The sequence below is a fragment of the Spirosoma endbachense genome, from assembly GCF_010233585.1.
In the GTDB taxonomy this organism is placed as follows: domain Bacteria; phylum Bacteroidota; class Bacteroidia; order Cytophagales; family Spirosomataceae; genus Spirosoma; species Spirosoma endbachense.
Map to the genome: position 1 here is coordinate 4420499 of NZ_CP045997.1, position 14698 is coordinate 4435196.

The 14698-nt window shown below is 49.8% G+C and carries 12 protein-coding genes; 3 read left to right on the forward strand and 9 right to left on the reverse strand.

Annotated elements, in window-relative coordinates:
* Positions 1 to 10 precede the first annotated feature (10 nt).
* The 4 genes from GJR95_RS17840 to GJR95_RS17855 all read right to left on the reverse strand — a co-directional run bounded on the left by GJR95_RS17840 (position 11) and on the right by GJR95_RS17855 (position 2939).
* Positions 11 to 1162 carry a DUF819 family protein gene (locus GJR95_RS17840; protein WP_162387152.1) on the reverse strand — a complete coding sequence of 384 codons (1152 nt, stop codon included), beginning with the start codon at positions 1160 to 1162 and terminating at the stop codon, positions 11 to 13.
* 259 nt (positions 1163 to 1421) lie between these two features.
* Positions 1422 to 1874 carry a DoxX family protein gene (locus tag GJR95_RS17845; RefSeq protein ID WP_162387153.1) on the reverse strand — a complete coding sequence of 151 codons (453 nt, stop codon included), beginning with the start codon at positions 1872 to 1874 and terminating at the stop codon, positions 1422 to 1424.
* 75 nt (positions 1875 to 1949) lie between these two features.
* On the reverse strand, positions 1950 to 2522 hold the full coding sequence (locus GJR95_RS17850) for a Crp/Fnr family transcriptional regulator (RefSeq protein WP_162387154.1): 573 nt from the start codon (positions 2520 to 2522) through the stop codon (positions 1950 to 1952).
* A 15-nt stretch (positions 2523 to 2537) separates the two neighbouring features.
* Positions 2538 to 2939, reverse strand: coding sequence for a nuclear transport factor 2 family protein (locus tag GJR95_RS17855; protein ID WP_232541233.1), 402 nt, complete (start codon positions 2937 to 2939; stop codon positions 2538 to 2540).
* 96 nt (positions 2940 to 3035) lie between these two features.
* On the opposite strand from GJR95_RS17855, the gene GJR95_RS17860 reads away from it, so the two are divergent.
* Positions 3036 to 3833 carry a helix-turn-helix domain-containing protein gene (locus GJR95_RS17860; protein ID WP_162387155.1) on the forward strand — a complete coding sequence of 266 codons (798 nt, stop codon included), beginning with the start codon at positions 3036 to 3038 and terminating at the stop codon, positions 3831 to 3833.
* A gap of 14 nt (positions 3834 to 3847) precedes the next feature.
* Here GJR95_RS17860 and GJR95_RS17865 read toward each other — a convergent pair whose 3' ends face one another.
* The 3 genes from GJR95_RS17865 to GJR95_RS17875 all read right to left on the reverse strand — a co-directional run bounded on the left by GJR95_RS17865 (position 3848) and on the right by GJR95_RS17875 (position 7988).
* Positions 3848 to 5041, reverse strand: a complete 1194-nt coding sequence (locus GJR95_RS17865) for a S8 family peptidase (protein WP_162387156.1) — start codon at positions 5039 to 5041, stop codon at positions 3848 to 3850.
* Between the two features lie 136 nt (positions 5042 to 5177).
* Positions 5178 to 6944: a hypothetical protein gene (locus tag GJR95_RS17870; RefSeq protein WP_162387157.1), complete on the reverse strand. Its 1767-nt coding sequence runs from the start codon at positions 6942 to 6944 to the stop codon at positions 5178 to 5180.
* Positions 6945 to 7988 (reverse strand): 3-oxoacyl-ACP synthase III family protein, encoded by a 1044-nt coding sequence (locus tag GJR95_RS17875; protein ID WP_162391752.1) that lies wholly within the window; start codon positions 7986 to 7988, stop codon positions 6945 to 6947.
* Between the two features lie 103 nt (positions 7989 to 8091).
* Here GJR95_RS17875 and leuS point away from each other — a divergent pair, with 103 nt between their 5' ends.
* Complete coding sequence (gene leuS / locus GJR95_RS17880; protein ID WP_162387158.1) at positions 8092 to 10947, forward strand: leucine--tRNA ligase; 2856 nt, start codon at positions 8092 to 8094, stop codon at positions 10945 to 10947.
* A gap of 175 nt (positions 10948 to 11122) precedes the next feature.
* On the opposite strand, the gene GJR95_RS17885 is transcribed toward leuS, so the two are convergent.
* Complete coding sequence (locus GJR95_RS17885) at positions 11123 to 12139, reverse strand: LLM class flavin-dependent oxidoreductase (RefSeq protein ID WP_162387159.1); 1017 nt, start codon at positions 12137 to 12139, stop codon at positions 11123 to 11125.
* A gap of 376 nt (positions 12140 to 12515) precedes the next feature.
* Between GJR95_RS17885 and GJR95_RS17890 the strand changes: the two genes are divergently transcribed.
* Positions 12516 to 13379 (forward strand): glycerophosphodiester phosphodiesterase family protein, encoded by an 864-nt coding sequence (locus tag GJR95_RS17890; protein WP_162391753.1) that lies wholly within the window; start codon positions 12516 to 12518, stop codon positions 13377 to 13379.
* Between the two features lie 187 nt (positions 13380 to 13566).
* On the opposite strand, the gene GJR95_RS17895 is transcribed toward GJR95_RS17890, so the two are convergent.
* Complete coding sequence (locus tag GJR95_RS17895; RefSeq protein WP_162387160.1) at positions 13567 to 14628, reverse strand: PorP/SprF family type IX secretion system membrane protein; 1062 nt, start codon at positions 14626 to 14628, stop codon at positions 13567 to 13569.
* Positions 14629 to 14698: the final 70 nt, after the last annotated feature.

A 14698-nucleotide genomic window follows, 5' to 3' on the forward strand; every position in this document is an offset into this window, starting at 1 on the left:
TAATCGTTTTTCACCTCAGCATTTCTGCAACAAAAATGCCCAGATAGGTGCCAATCGCATTGCCAAGGGTGCCAACCAAAACAGCTGGGAGCTGTAAATCCGAACGGTTCAGACTCCTCGCCAAAGCCAATGCCGACGTGGCTCCTCCAATATTAGCCTGCGATGCGATCCCGAGTACAGCCCAATCCTGACGAAAGAGGGCTCCAAGGCCAAAAACAAAAACGGCATGAATCAGAACCAATAAAAGGATCATGCCAAACAGAACAAAAGCGAGTTGCCCATCGTCGATCAGAGCGGCAACATCGCAGTAAGCCCCAATAACAGCCAGAAAAATATAGACGCCAAACATGCCCAGCAATCGACTCCCGCGAAGGTTATTGATTATCCGGAATTGCGCCAATAGCAGCGCCAGAGTCGTCAGGATCAACACGAATGGAGCCTCAGGAATAAAAAACGCTAGTAGTTTTGACAGAGAAATAGCGCCAAACCCCAGGGCCAGCAATAAGGCCAGATCATTGGGAGTCATCGTTTCAGTATCCGAAAAAGGATCATCGATCATATCGTTTGCCGTTGTTGGCTGCGTGGCGATCTGACTGGCTGTTTTCTGATGCGGAAAACGCTGTTGCAAAAACCGGGGTATCAGTAAGGTTGCCACCATCCAGAGCGCTGTCATGATATTATCGGCAGCTGTAGCGGCAACAAACAGATTACCCGCTTTAGAGACATTATAATGCAGGGCAACCGCATTAAAGTTAATTCCTCCCCCGATATAGGTTCCCGTAAACATACCAGCCAGGGCATAAAATAGCTTCCCGACAGTTTGTGGAGCTGAAAACGCCCAAACACTGACCAAAACGCCGGTTATTGTCCCTACAGATCCAATAAGAAACATAGTCAGCATCGGCAAGCCAGCCTGTCGCAAATCTTTCAGATTTACACTTAGGAGTAGCAAAAACAGGGCAAAAGGCGCAACGTAACTAAAGATACCTTCATAAACGGGCGTTTCGGTCGTGGGAATTATTTTGAGATTCGACTCGATAGCGGTCAGGATAATCACCAGTAAAGCCGTTCCGATATGGCGAAAACCAGGCTTTTTAATGAGCCATTCACAGATAATAACATTCAGGGAAAGTACGAAGAGGATAAAAATAGAGTCAGCCACGAGCAGGGAAAGTAAATGGATTAGGCTTTTTGCTCAGAAGCGTGCCACCGCAACGGCGGCACGCTTCTGAGCAAAAAGCCTACTGAGAAAAGGCCATAGTGCGAAATTTATCCACAAAAGCAATCAGCACAATATACGGCGATTCTTACTTTATGAAAAACAGTTAATCGACAATTTCCCGTTTCTCAGCATAAATTCATAGCTATATGCTTATTGTGCTAAATCAAATCAAAAGATACTAACCCGTTTGATCGCTCGGTTACTGCCCAAAAACCGCGTACCAGATCCAGATAATATAGGCAGGTTGAAACAACAGCCTCGACCAAACATACCATGGTTTGGCGGGCAAACCACCCGGCGGAGGGAGCTTATTGACAGCTACATTTATATTGGCGGGAAACATGGCAATCAACAAGAGAATCAGCCCCCCGGCGGCCCAGATACGGGTTTCGGAAAACACCAGACCAATACCGACCACAACTTCGGCAACGCCCGATAGCAACACGAGCAACCGTGCATTAGGCATAAAGTTGGCAATCATGTACGTAAGCTGATCCGGGTTGCGCAAATGCATCAGCCCAATCAGCACAAACATCGTGGTAGTGGCCCATAGCATGTCATTGGGGATAGTCAGCAAATAGTCGTTCTGCGCGATCCAGCCGATTCCGTATAGTAAAGCGGCAATCGATACTAATCCAAGGAAGAAAGCCATAATGAATGCGTCGTTTAATTCGTATGGCAAAATTCCGACGCAGATCTCCCCTATCCACTAACATTTGTTAGGAAATCAACGCTCTCTACGAATACGACTTAGACTTTCGGGTTCTATGCCAAGGTATGAAGCGAGATGACGCACGGAAATCGTCTGAACCAGAACCGGATTCTGATCAACCAACTGAGCATAACGCTGCCTGGCCGTACTGGTCAAAAACTGAACCTCGCGGCTTGTTTTCCGCAAAAAAGCCTGCTCAGCAATCAGCCGGCCTATGCGTTCGGCTGGGTGAGACTCATCATACAAGTGATGGAGATTCGTGCGACTGAACCGCAATGCCTGCACATCCGTTAGCGCCTGTACACTAAACTCACTGGGTTGCTCCGTCAGAAAGGACGAATAGGCCGAAACAAAATTGTGTTTGAACACAAAATCAATCGAAATGTCTTTCCCGTCATGATTGAACGATAAACGTACCATTCCGTCAGCGATGTAATAAATGTAGCACTCAACCTGACCAGCCTCGATCAGAAACTCATTTTTGTCATAATCAACCGACTCAACGATCGGAACGAAACGGAGCCATTGTTCATCCGTTAACGGGACTAACTCATTCAATCGCTGGTGTAGTCGGTCGTGCTCGTTCATCGTATTTATAAACTGTTAATCGCCATAAACGGCTTGAAAGAATGCATCCACCTTGTGCTGATCTTCAGGAAAATTATACACGTCAACAATCTTACCTTCGTCAATTTTCCAGAGCAGGCACGACATTGAATTCAGGTTATGGTCGCCCTCCAGCGAACTCCAGTTCTGGTGACAGTCAATGACAAAGTGATCATTTACCCCCATCACAATGGGGCTGGCCTGAAAAGCAGCCTTACTTAATTGAGAAAAATAGGCCATAACCTCGGCAATGCCGTTTTTCACACCGCTTAACGGGTGATTTCCAGGAATATGCCACCGAATAGCAGGCGAAAGAATTTGTTCAATGGCTGGCTGATCGTTGGTTGCGTAAGCCTGAAAAAATGTATGAATAAGGTCGAGATTAGGATGGTTTGCCATGATCGATTGACTAGCGTGATAAATCTGGCTGCAAAGCTAGGTGCATCAACGGCAGGAAAATTATGAAAAAAGGACTAAGTTTTGTTTGTTTAGGCCATGAGTAGACAATTTGTAAGCTGTTCCTCAATTATTGACCAGACAACCAGCCCGTTCGTTATCTATCATCAGCAACTGGGTTGTTTTCATTCCGATTGGCATCAGCATGCCTGGGGCCAACTGATCTATGCCGAAAAGGGTTGTGTCCACCTAACCTGCGTGGGAAAAACCATATTACTTCCTGGCTGGTATGGCGCCTGGATTCCGGCCGATACGTACCATAAAATCTGGTCGGACAGTGTTCAGCTACACATGCGGGCGATCTGCTTCCCGGTATCGCCTGTCAATAATTCGCTGAACAATCAGCTTTCCGTGTTTCCTGTTTCGGCTTTGCTTCGGGAAATGATCCGTTATACCGAAAAATGGAGCCAGAGCGATCAGGAGGAGCTGCCAGTCAATACGTTTTTGCAGGCGATTCAGAATCTGCTGCCGGAAGAGATCAAGAAGGCAATACCTGTTTGTTTGCCTTCTACCCAGCATGAGAAGCTAGCTCAGGTCATCGACTACCTACAGTTGCATCTGTCCGAAAAAGTCAGCATCCAGCAGATAGCCAGGCATTTTGGGTTATCGGTCCGCACGTTAACCCGGCTATTTACGCAGCAACTGGGTACTTCCTTTTCGAGCTTCTGCAAAATAGCCCGAATCATGAAAGCATTGGAGTTGATTGAAACGGGTCATGACAACGTTTCGCAATTAGCCGATCTTGTCGGGTACGAAAGCCTGTCTACCTTTAGCAACAATTTTCTGGAAATTTGCGGCAACCGCCCTTTGCATTTCATTCAGGCAAAAAAACGTTAATTCCAGCTACTTTTTTATTCTCCCGCCATTGGATCGGGGGTTCCATCCGGATCGCCCTGAACAGTGCCGTGCGTTGGCAGATTATTTCCCCGAATAAATAATAACCCTGCTACGTGAGGGGCCGCCATCGACGTACCACTCAACGTTGCGTACTTTCCATCTTTATAGGTCGATGTGATCCGTACACCATAGGCGCAGACATCTACGCTGTTGCCAAAATTGGAAAACGAAGCGAACTGGTTCGTCTGACTCATTGCCGATACAGTAAAGACATTGGCATGATTGACACGTGCCGGCGAATAATTGTCGCTGTTTTTACTGTCATTGCCAGCAGCAATCGCAAACAGAATACCGGCATTAGCTGCCTTCAGAATGGCGTTTTCCAGCGTAGTCGAAATCCCCTCACCTCCCAGGCTCATATTGACCACATCGCCTGCCTTGCCGTTTTGCGTCACATAGTTCACCGCCTGAATGATCCCCGATAAACGGCCTTCTCCATCATCGTCAAGAACCCGCAGCGCAACCAGACGCGCGCCGGAAGCCACGCCCGTTATACCAACGTTATTGTTCTTCGCACCAATGATCCCGGCAACATGCGTGCCGTGGCCGTTCTCATCATCGGCCGATGTTTGTCCGCTCACAAATGATCTACTACGCTCCGTATCGACATTCAGATCCGGATGATCCAGATCAATGCCGGTATCGATAATCCAGGCTGTTTTGGTCGTTTGCAGATCACCACGCCCATAGCCGGTCTGCCGAATGTTCCAGAGCAGTGTCGACGTTGTCTGCACATCCACACAATTGCAAATAGACATGATCCGGTCTTGCTCAATCGACGCTACCGTCGGGTCCAGTCGTACCCGTTCCAGTTCGCTGGTCGTCAGATGGGCCAGAAAACTAGTCTGTTCGCCCGATCCCAGCACATCGACCTGAGCATCGGCTACCTGATAGTGAGTCAGGAATTGTTCGGCTGAGGCTTCGGCGGCTGCGATTCGAGCACCGGGTGCCGTGGGCAGTGATTCTGTCGGCTGATATGTAACAATGTAAGAACCGGCAATTGCCACCCCATTATTCGAAGAAGCTTTAACCAGACAGTCGGCCGAAAAGCCGGTCGGTTCCAGTGTACTATCAGTCTGGCAACCGAATAAACTAACGCCAACAAGAGCGACATTGATGAGTGTCGCAAACGGGAGTAAACGTCGCATGAGTCTGTACGAAAGTGAAGAAAGAAGGAAATAATAAAAGCGTACAAATCACTTCATGCTCAGTCGATATTCATTCGTTTAGGTAGATATACGCAGAAAACGGAAAAGTCGTTGCGTACCTTGTTGACGCTATCAATTATTTTCCGGAGAGGGGAATAAACACGACCCGACCGGCGGCCGGAAACCGGGTTTCTGCGATAGGATGGCCATATCGCCGGTAGAATGCCATTGCCTGGTCGGGCGTCAATAAATCGGGATACAGGTTGATGCCAGCGAAATTATTGGTATGCAAAAACGTATCGAGAAATTGCCAGTCCTGATCTGTAAACGAATAACCGGGCTTTAGAAGTCGAGGCCAGCCATCGCGCAGAAAGGGTTGAATCTGATCGGGATGCAATCGCCCGAAATATTGCCCGACACCATTTTTGTCGTAAAACCGGCGGAACGTAAAAACAGCATTTTGCTGGTCGTAATACGGGCAAAGGCCTTCTTTGGCCCCTACGCCATCGGCTCCAATCGTACAGAATGGCCAGTCGAGAACTGCTATACCAGGCTGTTTCTTCACCACAGCGCAGTATTGAATCAGACTTTCGGAAGCCAGATTGGCAGGAACAAATAAGCGCATGTGATAACCCGTGAACCACTCCAATCCCATGAGAATGAGCACGAACACGCCAACTGTCCGGGCCGGTTTCTGTTGTGGCCATTGAACGGGTAATGCCAGCAAACCCAGTAAAACAGGATAAACCAGGCTGGACCGTCCACCATGGCGGTTAAAACTAAACCACGGAAATAGTTTTAGCGTGGGCAATAACACCGGATGATAGAGCAGGCACAATACGAGCATACCGACTACTGGCAGCCACAAAGCCACTCGCTGACGGATTTGCCACCAGCCAATTCCGGCCAGAACGACTAAATACAAGCCGGGGCTTCCCTGACCATAACTCTCGAAGGTATCATGTAACCACCGTTCGTAGGAAATGGCATAACTATGAATACCCAGCAAATGGGGAATGAATAATCGCAAGGGATGCGACCATGCCCGCAATTCGGGAACAATACCAAAATCGAACTCCCAGGCCGTCATAGCAATCTGCAATGTCAGCGGCAAATACAGCCAGGCGCTTAAAGCGATGAGCATCAGGTAACCCATAAGGCGTACTGACTGGTGGCTCCATTGGTCGCGTATATAGTCCCGGACCAGCGACGGCCATCGACCCGGTTTCCGAAACCGCCGAAAAAGCACCCCGACCAAAACAGGCATCGTCAGTGTTGTTAAGGTCAGCGCAAATCCTGCCACATAGCCCAACTCCTGCCCCAGAACCTGAAGATGCAGCCATACCCAAAGCAGCCAAAACGAAAGGGGAACAGTCCGCTGATCCAAGACATCCAGCAATAGCCGGAATGTCGCCACCATGCACAGAACCGTCCAGTGATCGACACAGACGTTCATGTGCACAGGAAACTTCCAGATTGCATAGAAATTGAATACCGATACGATCAGGCCAAAAACAAATGCCTTTACCCGACCAAAACGAGGTTCGATCAGCGCAAACGTCCCAACGGCGGCAACGAGTAAACTATATACGTAATAGAACTGAAGGAATGGACCTGGCCCGTCAAACAGCCGATAGCACAAGGCGTACCAATAGTCGCGCTCGAACCCCCAGTCCAGAAAAACCTGATTGATACCGTACGGGTAAAACGTTTGGGTGTTGAACAGTGTCAGCTGAGGCAGCGGCCAGAGGGTCAGGTTTTTGCTGAAGAAATAACCGACATATTCATATTGGTCGGTATCGCTTCCGTCGGACAGCGGTAAACTGAAATCACCAACGGCCAGGCTTCCCAGCCCGGCCGTCAGACTAATTAATGCTATATACCAAAGCGTGTTTTTGCGCATCTACCACCGAATCAGGGCCGAACCCCACGTAAAGCCACTCCCAAACGCGGCTACGCAAAGTAAAGAACCATCTTCGATTTTTCCTTGCTCCCAGGCTTCGCATAACGCAATCGGAATGGATGCAGCCGTGGTATTCCCAAATTTATGAATGTTGTTGAACACTTTTTCGTCGGTTAGGCCCAGGCGTTTCTGAACCAGTTGCGCAATGCGAAGATTAGCCTGGTGCGGTACCAGCAGATCGATGTCCTTCGGCGACAGGTTCATTTCATCCAGCGCTTCCAGGATAACCTCCGGAAAACGCGTCACCGCATGGCGCAGAACCGTCTGGCCATTCATGTGCGGAATACTGGTATGGTCGTCGTGCAGCGAAATAAACTCTATTTCCTCCTCCGTAAACTTAAAATGGTCTTTTTCAAAGTAATAACCCGCATGGGCACCCGGATTGAAACACGCCAGTTCTTCGGCGTAGGTTCCATCAGCATGGAGGTGAGTCGTTAGAATACCCCTCCCAGGCTCATCACAGGGTTGAATGACAGCGGCCCCTGCTCCATCGCCAAACAGGATCGTCACATCACGCCCAGAAGGTGAAAAGTCCAGATTCCTCGAATGCGTTTCGGCCCCTACCACAAGCACATTTTTAAATTTCCCGGTTTTCACGTATTGGTCGGCAATCGAGAGGGCATAAATAAAACCCGAGCATTGATTCCGAATGTCCAGCGCGCCCATAGTCTGGTGCGTAATGCCAAGCTCACGCTGAAGCAATACGCCATTGCCAGGGAAATAATAGTCGGGGCTAAGCGTGGCAAAAATGATAAAATCAACGTCGGAGGGTAAAATACCCGCCCGGTCGATGGCGATGCGGGCAGCTGCGGCTCCCATCGTAGTAGTCGTTTCGCCATGTTTCTTTCGGTAATGACGTTGCTCGATACCCGTTCGTCCCTGTATCCAGTCTTCGGAAACATTGACCAGCGGTGCCAGCTCAACATTGGGCACCACCCGATCCGGAACATAATAGCCTAATCCGGCAATTCTCGCATTTTTCATCATATGTGTAAACAGACAGTGGGCACTTCTTCATCTCGAACAGCCAAAACGGTCAAAATTTGGTATCTTTGTGCATTATTTCGCAGTTATTTTATCCGTTCATATGGATTACAATCACCGCCAGACCGAACAGAAATGGCAACGGTTCTGGGACGATAACCATACCTACAAACCAGAAACTCATACGGTTCGTCCGAAGTACTACGTACTCGACATGTTTCCGTATCCATCGGGCGCGGGCCTGCACGTTGGGCACCCACTCGGCTACATTGCATCCGACATCGTGTCGCGCTACAAACGGCTGAAAGGCTTTAATGTGCTGCATCCCATGGGTTTCGACTCATTTGGTCTACCAGCCGAACAGTATGCCATCCAAACAGGACAGCATCCGGCCGTAACGACTGAGCAGAACCTGACCCGCTATATCGAACAACTCAAAAACATCGGTTTCAGTTATGACTGGACCCGCGAAGTTCGTACGTCCGATCCAGCGTTCTATAAATGGACGCAGTGGATCTTCATGGAGTTGTTCCGCAGTTGGTACAACAAGGACACGGACCGGGCCGAACCGATTGAGACCCTGACGGATAAGTTTGCCACCAACGGCACAACTGATGTCAATGCGGTTTGCGACGATGACGTTCCAACATTCACTGCCGCCGAATGGAATGCCATGTCGACGCGGGAGTCCTACGAGATAACCTTAAAATATCGCCTGACCTATCTGGCGGAAGCCGTTGTAAACTGGTGCCCGGCATTAGGTACCGTTCTGGCAAACGACGAAGTAAAAGACGGTGTATCGGAGCGGGGTGGCTACCCGGTCGAGCAGAAGCTGATGCGCCAGTGGATGATGCGGATCACGGCCTATGCCGATCGATTGCTGACGGGTCTGGACACCATCGACTGGACCGAATCCCTGAAAGAACAGCAACGCAACTGGATCGGCAAATCAGTCGGGGCCAGTGTAAAATTCCCGGTTCGCTCGAAACAGCGCATTGGTGGCGAAGACGTATCCGTGCCTTCATCCTTCATTGAAGTCTTTACAACCCGTGTCGACACGATCTATGGCGTTTCGTTCATGGTGCTGGCTCCGGAGCATGAGTTGGTCGCTGACCTGACCACTCCCCAACAACAGGAAGCCGTTAAAGCCTATGTAGACGCGGCTAAACTCCGCTCCGAACGTGATCGTATGGCTGACACAAAAGCCGTTTCGGGTGTGTTTACGGGCAGTTATTGCATAAATCCGCTTAATGGCGAAGAGGTCCCGATCTATCTGGCCGATTATGTGCTGGCTGGTTATGGCACCGGTGCGGTCATGGCCGTTCCGTCGGGTGATCAGCGTGACTGGAACTTTGCGACTCATTTCGGATTGCCGATTATCCAGATTCTGGATGCGCAGAAGGACATCGACCAACAGGCTGATAACACAAAAGAAGGCCACTACATCAACTCGGGGATCATCAACGGACTGACCTACAAAGAAGCCACTTCCAGGCTGGTTGCCTGGCTGGAAGAACGAGGGCTCGGTCGGGGAAAGATTAATTTTCGGATGCGCGATGCGGTATTCAGCCGTCAGCGCTACTGGGGTGAACCGGTGCCCATATACTTCAAGGATGGCGGTTCGACGGGTCGATTACCCTATCTGATCGACGAAAGCGATTTGCCGTTGGAGTTGCCTGCTGTTGATAAGTACCTGCCTACCGAAACGGGCGAACCACCACTGGGCCGCGCTGAAGGCTGGAAATACAAGGGCGAGTATGACTACGAACTGAGCACGATGCCGGGCTGGGCGGGCTCGTCCTGGTACTGGTATCGCTACATGGACCCGCAGAACGATTCGGTTTTCGCCAGCAAAGAAGCCATTAATTACTGGCAGAACGTTGATCTTTACATCGGTGGAACCGAACACGCGACTGGCCACCTGCTTTACAGCCGTTTCTGGAACAAATTCCTGAAAGACCGTGGCTATGTCCCTCAGGAAGAGCCGTTCAGGAAGCTGATCAACCAGGGCATGATTCAGGGGCGGTCAAACTTTGTGTATCGTTTGAAAGGTACAGGGGTAGAAGGATCTCCACCCATTTTCATTTCTCTGGGCCAGGTTGGTAATCGCGAGGTTACTCCGTTGCATGTCGATGTAAATATCGTTGAAAACGATGTGCTCGACATTGACGCATTCAGGAAGTCCCGCCCGGATTTGACCGAGAATGCGGAGTTCATTCTGGAAGAGGATGGTCGCTATCTTGTTGGCGCAGAGGTTGAAAAGATGTCGAAATCGAAGTTCAACGTCGTCAATCCCGATATGATCGTGGAGAAATACGGCGCTGACGTATTGCGGTTATATGAAATGTTCCTCGGCCCGCTGGAGCAGGCTAAACCCTGGAATACCAACGGTATTGACGGTGTATATCGCTTCATCCGCAAGTTCTGGCGGCTATTTTATAAAGACAACGCTACCGGAGAAAGTCAATGGATTGTCACCGATGAGCAGCCGACACCCGCTGAGTTGAAAATCCTGCACAAGACAATTCAGAAAGCGGAAAGCGATATAGATGCGTACTCATTCAACACGTCGGTCAGTTCGTTCATGATCTGCGTGAATGAACTGGCAACGTTAAATTGCCACAAACGCGCCATTTTGCAGGATCTGGTGTTAATTCTATCACCTTATGCTCCCCACATTACGGAGGAGTTATGGGCCGCCTTGGGCAACGAACCGGGAACGATTTCTAAAGCAACGTTCCCAGCTTTCAACCCAAATTTTCTGGTTGAGGATGCGTTCGAATACCCGATCCAGATCAACGGCAAAGTTCGTACTACGATCAGTTTCGCCATCGACCGAGCGCCGACCGAAATCGAACGCGAAGTGCTGGCCGACGAAATCGTCCAGAAATGGCTGGAAGGCAAATCGCCGAAGAAAGTCGTTGTCGTACCGAAACGAATTGTTAACGTCGTAATCTAGATGAAGCGGGGTGATTTCGTAGGTCATAATGGTAAGCTATGACCTACGAAATCACCCCGCTTTTACTGATTCAGGGATTCGGATTTGATAACCCGAATCCCTTTTTGTTTAGTACCTTCACTCATTGGTGTGCTACGGTTTCTAATAATAGCACCCCAATGAGCGAAAGACCAATTTACAATGCTGCCAATTTTTTATCCCCTTTGGTCAGTTCATCACGAACCTGTGCCGCAATTTCGACCGAGTGCCGCCGTGCCTGATGATCATAAATTGGTACCGAAATAATCAATTCATCCGCTTTGGTCTGTTCAATCAGGTTTGCCAGTCCGCGCTGAACCGTTTCGGGCGAACCAACTGCCGAGCAGCTAAGTACCTGTTCGATACCCGCCAGCTCATAATCCGGCCAAAGGGCGGTCAGGTCATCAACTGGAGGTTGCATCTGACGGGCTTTCCCGCGACGAATGTGCAGAAACTGTTGTTGAACCGATGTGAACAGGCGTTCTGCTTCCTGATCCGTATCAGCCGCAACCACATTCACCGCGACCATTGCATAGGGTTCTTTCAGGTACTCAGATGGTTTAAATCGCGATCGATATACTTCCAGCGCCCGCATTAACTGCGTTGGTGAGAAATGAGAAGCAAACGCATAGGGCAAACCGAGCATGGCGGCCAGTTGTGCTCCAAATAAGCTCGAACCCAAAATCCAGACAGGAATAGCCAGCCCTACGCCCGGTATGGCCTGCACAAACTGATTCGATTCATCGGGTTGAAAATAGTGCATCAATTCAACAACATCCTGCGGAAACGTATCGACATCAGTAGCCTCACGGCGCAGCGCCCTCGCGGTTACCTGATCAGCACCGGGAGCACGGCCCAATCCGAGATCGATCCGTCCCGGATAAAGAGACTCCAGCGTACCAAACTGCTCGGCAATCACCAGGGGCGAATGGTTGGGTAACATGATACCGCCCGCTCCTACCCGGATCGTTGTTGTGCCACCGGCGATATAACCGATAACAACCGAAGTTGCCGCGCTGGCTATTCCCGGCATGTTATGGTGTTCGGCGACCCAGTAGCGATTAAAGCCCAGTTGCTCGGCATGCAGGGCAAGGTCCAGTGAATTATGCAAAGCCTGCGTAGGTGTGCTACCGGCTACTATGGGTGAAAGATCCAGAATTGAAAAGGGAATCATACTTCGTTGATGTTATCAGGGCATTCGCCCGAAGCCGTGCCACCGCAGCCGGTCGCAACGGCGGACCGTGGTTTGTGTATGCGATCTAGTTAACCGTGGCACGGCTCCGGGCGAATGCCCTGGTTATTAAATTCATTAAAAGAATAGCCCATAAAAATGGAGATGGTCAATTCTTGCAGCGTGGCAACCGGAAACGGTTATGAATTCTGGCGCTGACGCTCTATTTTCACGGCGTTTATAGGATTAGATACACCCTGTATTCATCAATTAATCGTTAAATCACTGCTTCAGCAACAATACCACTTATCAGAACGGTTCCTTGGTTTATAGAGCGCCATAGCGCTTTCCGGGAAATCCTGCTGCTTTTTTTATGCGCATGACTATAAAATACGTCCTACTCTTTGGCTTAGGATACAGCCTGGCGACCTGTTCACCAGCAACTTACACTAAAATTCCAACGGGAGGTGGCCCGGCGTTTTTCAGCTATAAACCCAACAACGGCCCGGCCAAAATTTCGGCCCACCGGGGCGGAGGTGATTTGACAGGCTACCCCGAAAACTGCATTGAATCGTTCGCGTTTCTGGCTAAAAAGTTACCCGTCATTATTGAGTGTGATATTGACCTGACCAAAGACAGCGTCATGGTGATGATGCACGATGCCACACTCGACCGTACAACGACCGCTACGGGCAAACTGATCGACAGAACCTACGCCGAGCTAGCCCAATACCAGCTGGAAGACAACATGGGAAACGCAACGCCATACAAAATTCCTACGCTGGAAGAAGTGCTCAATTGGGGGAAAGGGAAGGTTGCGTTTACGCTCGATGTCAAACGCAATGTGTCCTTTGAAAAGGTCGTAAATATGGTTCGCAAAACCGGGATGAGCGACTATGCGGCCGTTATCACCTACAATGCCCAGGATGCGGCCAAACTCAATAAGCTCGATCCGAATTTAATGATTTCGGTCACGATCCGGAATCACGCGGAATATGATCGGCTTCACGAACTGGGTATTCCCGACAATCGGATGGTTGCCTTTGTTGGCGTTAAAGAACCTGAAGTTGAGCTGTATCAATTTCTGCATCAGAAAGGGATAGCCTGCATTCTGGGCACCCTGGGAAACCTCGACAAACAGGCTGCGGCCAAAGGCGATCAGGTTTATAAGAAATTCGCCGAAAACGGGGCCGACATCATGTCAACGGATCGACCACTGGAAGTCTGGCAAGCGGTGAAATGAGGTTTGTGAGTTCTGGTCACCTGTTTGAGTCGTCAAGCCAGTTCACCGTGCTTTCTTTTGTCCTATTTTTCAGTCCGCTAATCGTTCTGGCTCATTTGCTTCAGGCGTGTTCCAGCCCACGGAATGACCGAGTTCTCGATTATTCCGTGGGCTGGGCGCCATCAACACAGGTTCCGAAATGACATTGTCAAAACTGCTGGCAACGGCGTTGTCGTTTGAGGTTCCGGTTCTTGCCACCAAACTGAAAAAGGGAATCGAATCCATACCAGATGCTGATTTCGTGGGCTCCACCTGTCGCATACCGCATGGATGACAGCGTAACATCATAACTATACTGAACCATCAATTGATCGAACTGAAAGGCGATGATACCGACCAGCGCGTCATTCTGAAAGGTTGTTTGCCCTATTTTTCGAAGCGGAATACCCCTATACCAGAGCCCCAGCATCAAAGGCGAATAAATGAGATTCAGCCCAACATCCAATTGCAGATTATTACCCTGCTGGCGCAGATAACCAGTCAGACCAATGGATTGATCGCGGTTTTGCTGATGCGCGTATCCCTTATTCCAGACACGGCCCTCAAACGGCAATTTGATACCGGCCATACCACTAATGCGTTGGCCAAGCCAATCGCCCCGAAGTTGCGAACGCCCGATGTGATTGACCGTAAGCCCGGCCCAGTACGAAGCCAGATTATCGCCCAATTCATGCTCAAACAGCAGACCGCCCGTAAAATCGACACTTTTCCGCGTAAACGTCCCTTGCGACAACGGGTCGTTGCTCACCTGATTAACCAGCCCTCCCAATGCATACTGATCAGCAAACGACATACCGCCCGGATTGATCTGGTTACCAATATAGGCCGCCTGTAGCCCAAAAATAAGTCGGGCTTCCCGATCAGAATCCTGCATCAATGGCAGCATATACGATGCCTGGCCGCTAACCTGCGTGGTCTGAAAAGCACTCCCCTGCCAATCACCAATAAGCTGAACACCGGCCCCCAGCCGATGGTCTTCATCGTAGGAGTCGAACGAAAAAGCTGCCGTATGATAGCTGGCCGGTAAGGCAGGCCACTGGCTTCGGTAATTCGCAATCAGTCGGGCTGATCCGGCACCGCCCGCAAACGCAGGATTGTGATAAATCGGGTTGGCGTAAAATTGGGAGAATTGCGGGTCCTGGGCAAAACCCGGTATTGACCAGCAGATCAGCAAAGCGCTTGATACAACGTTTCGGAGAAATGGGAGCATGTTACCTTTATGAATTGGAGTGGATTAACAAAGAAACGTCCGAAAAGTAGTTTCACCAACAATTTGGTTC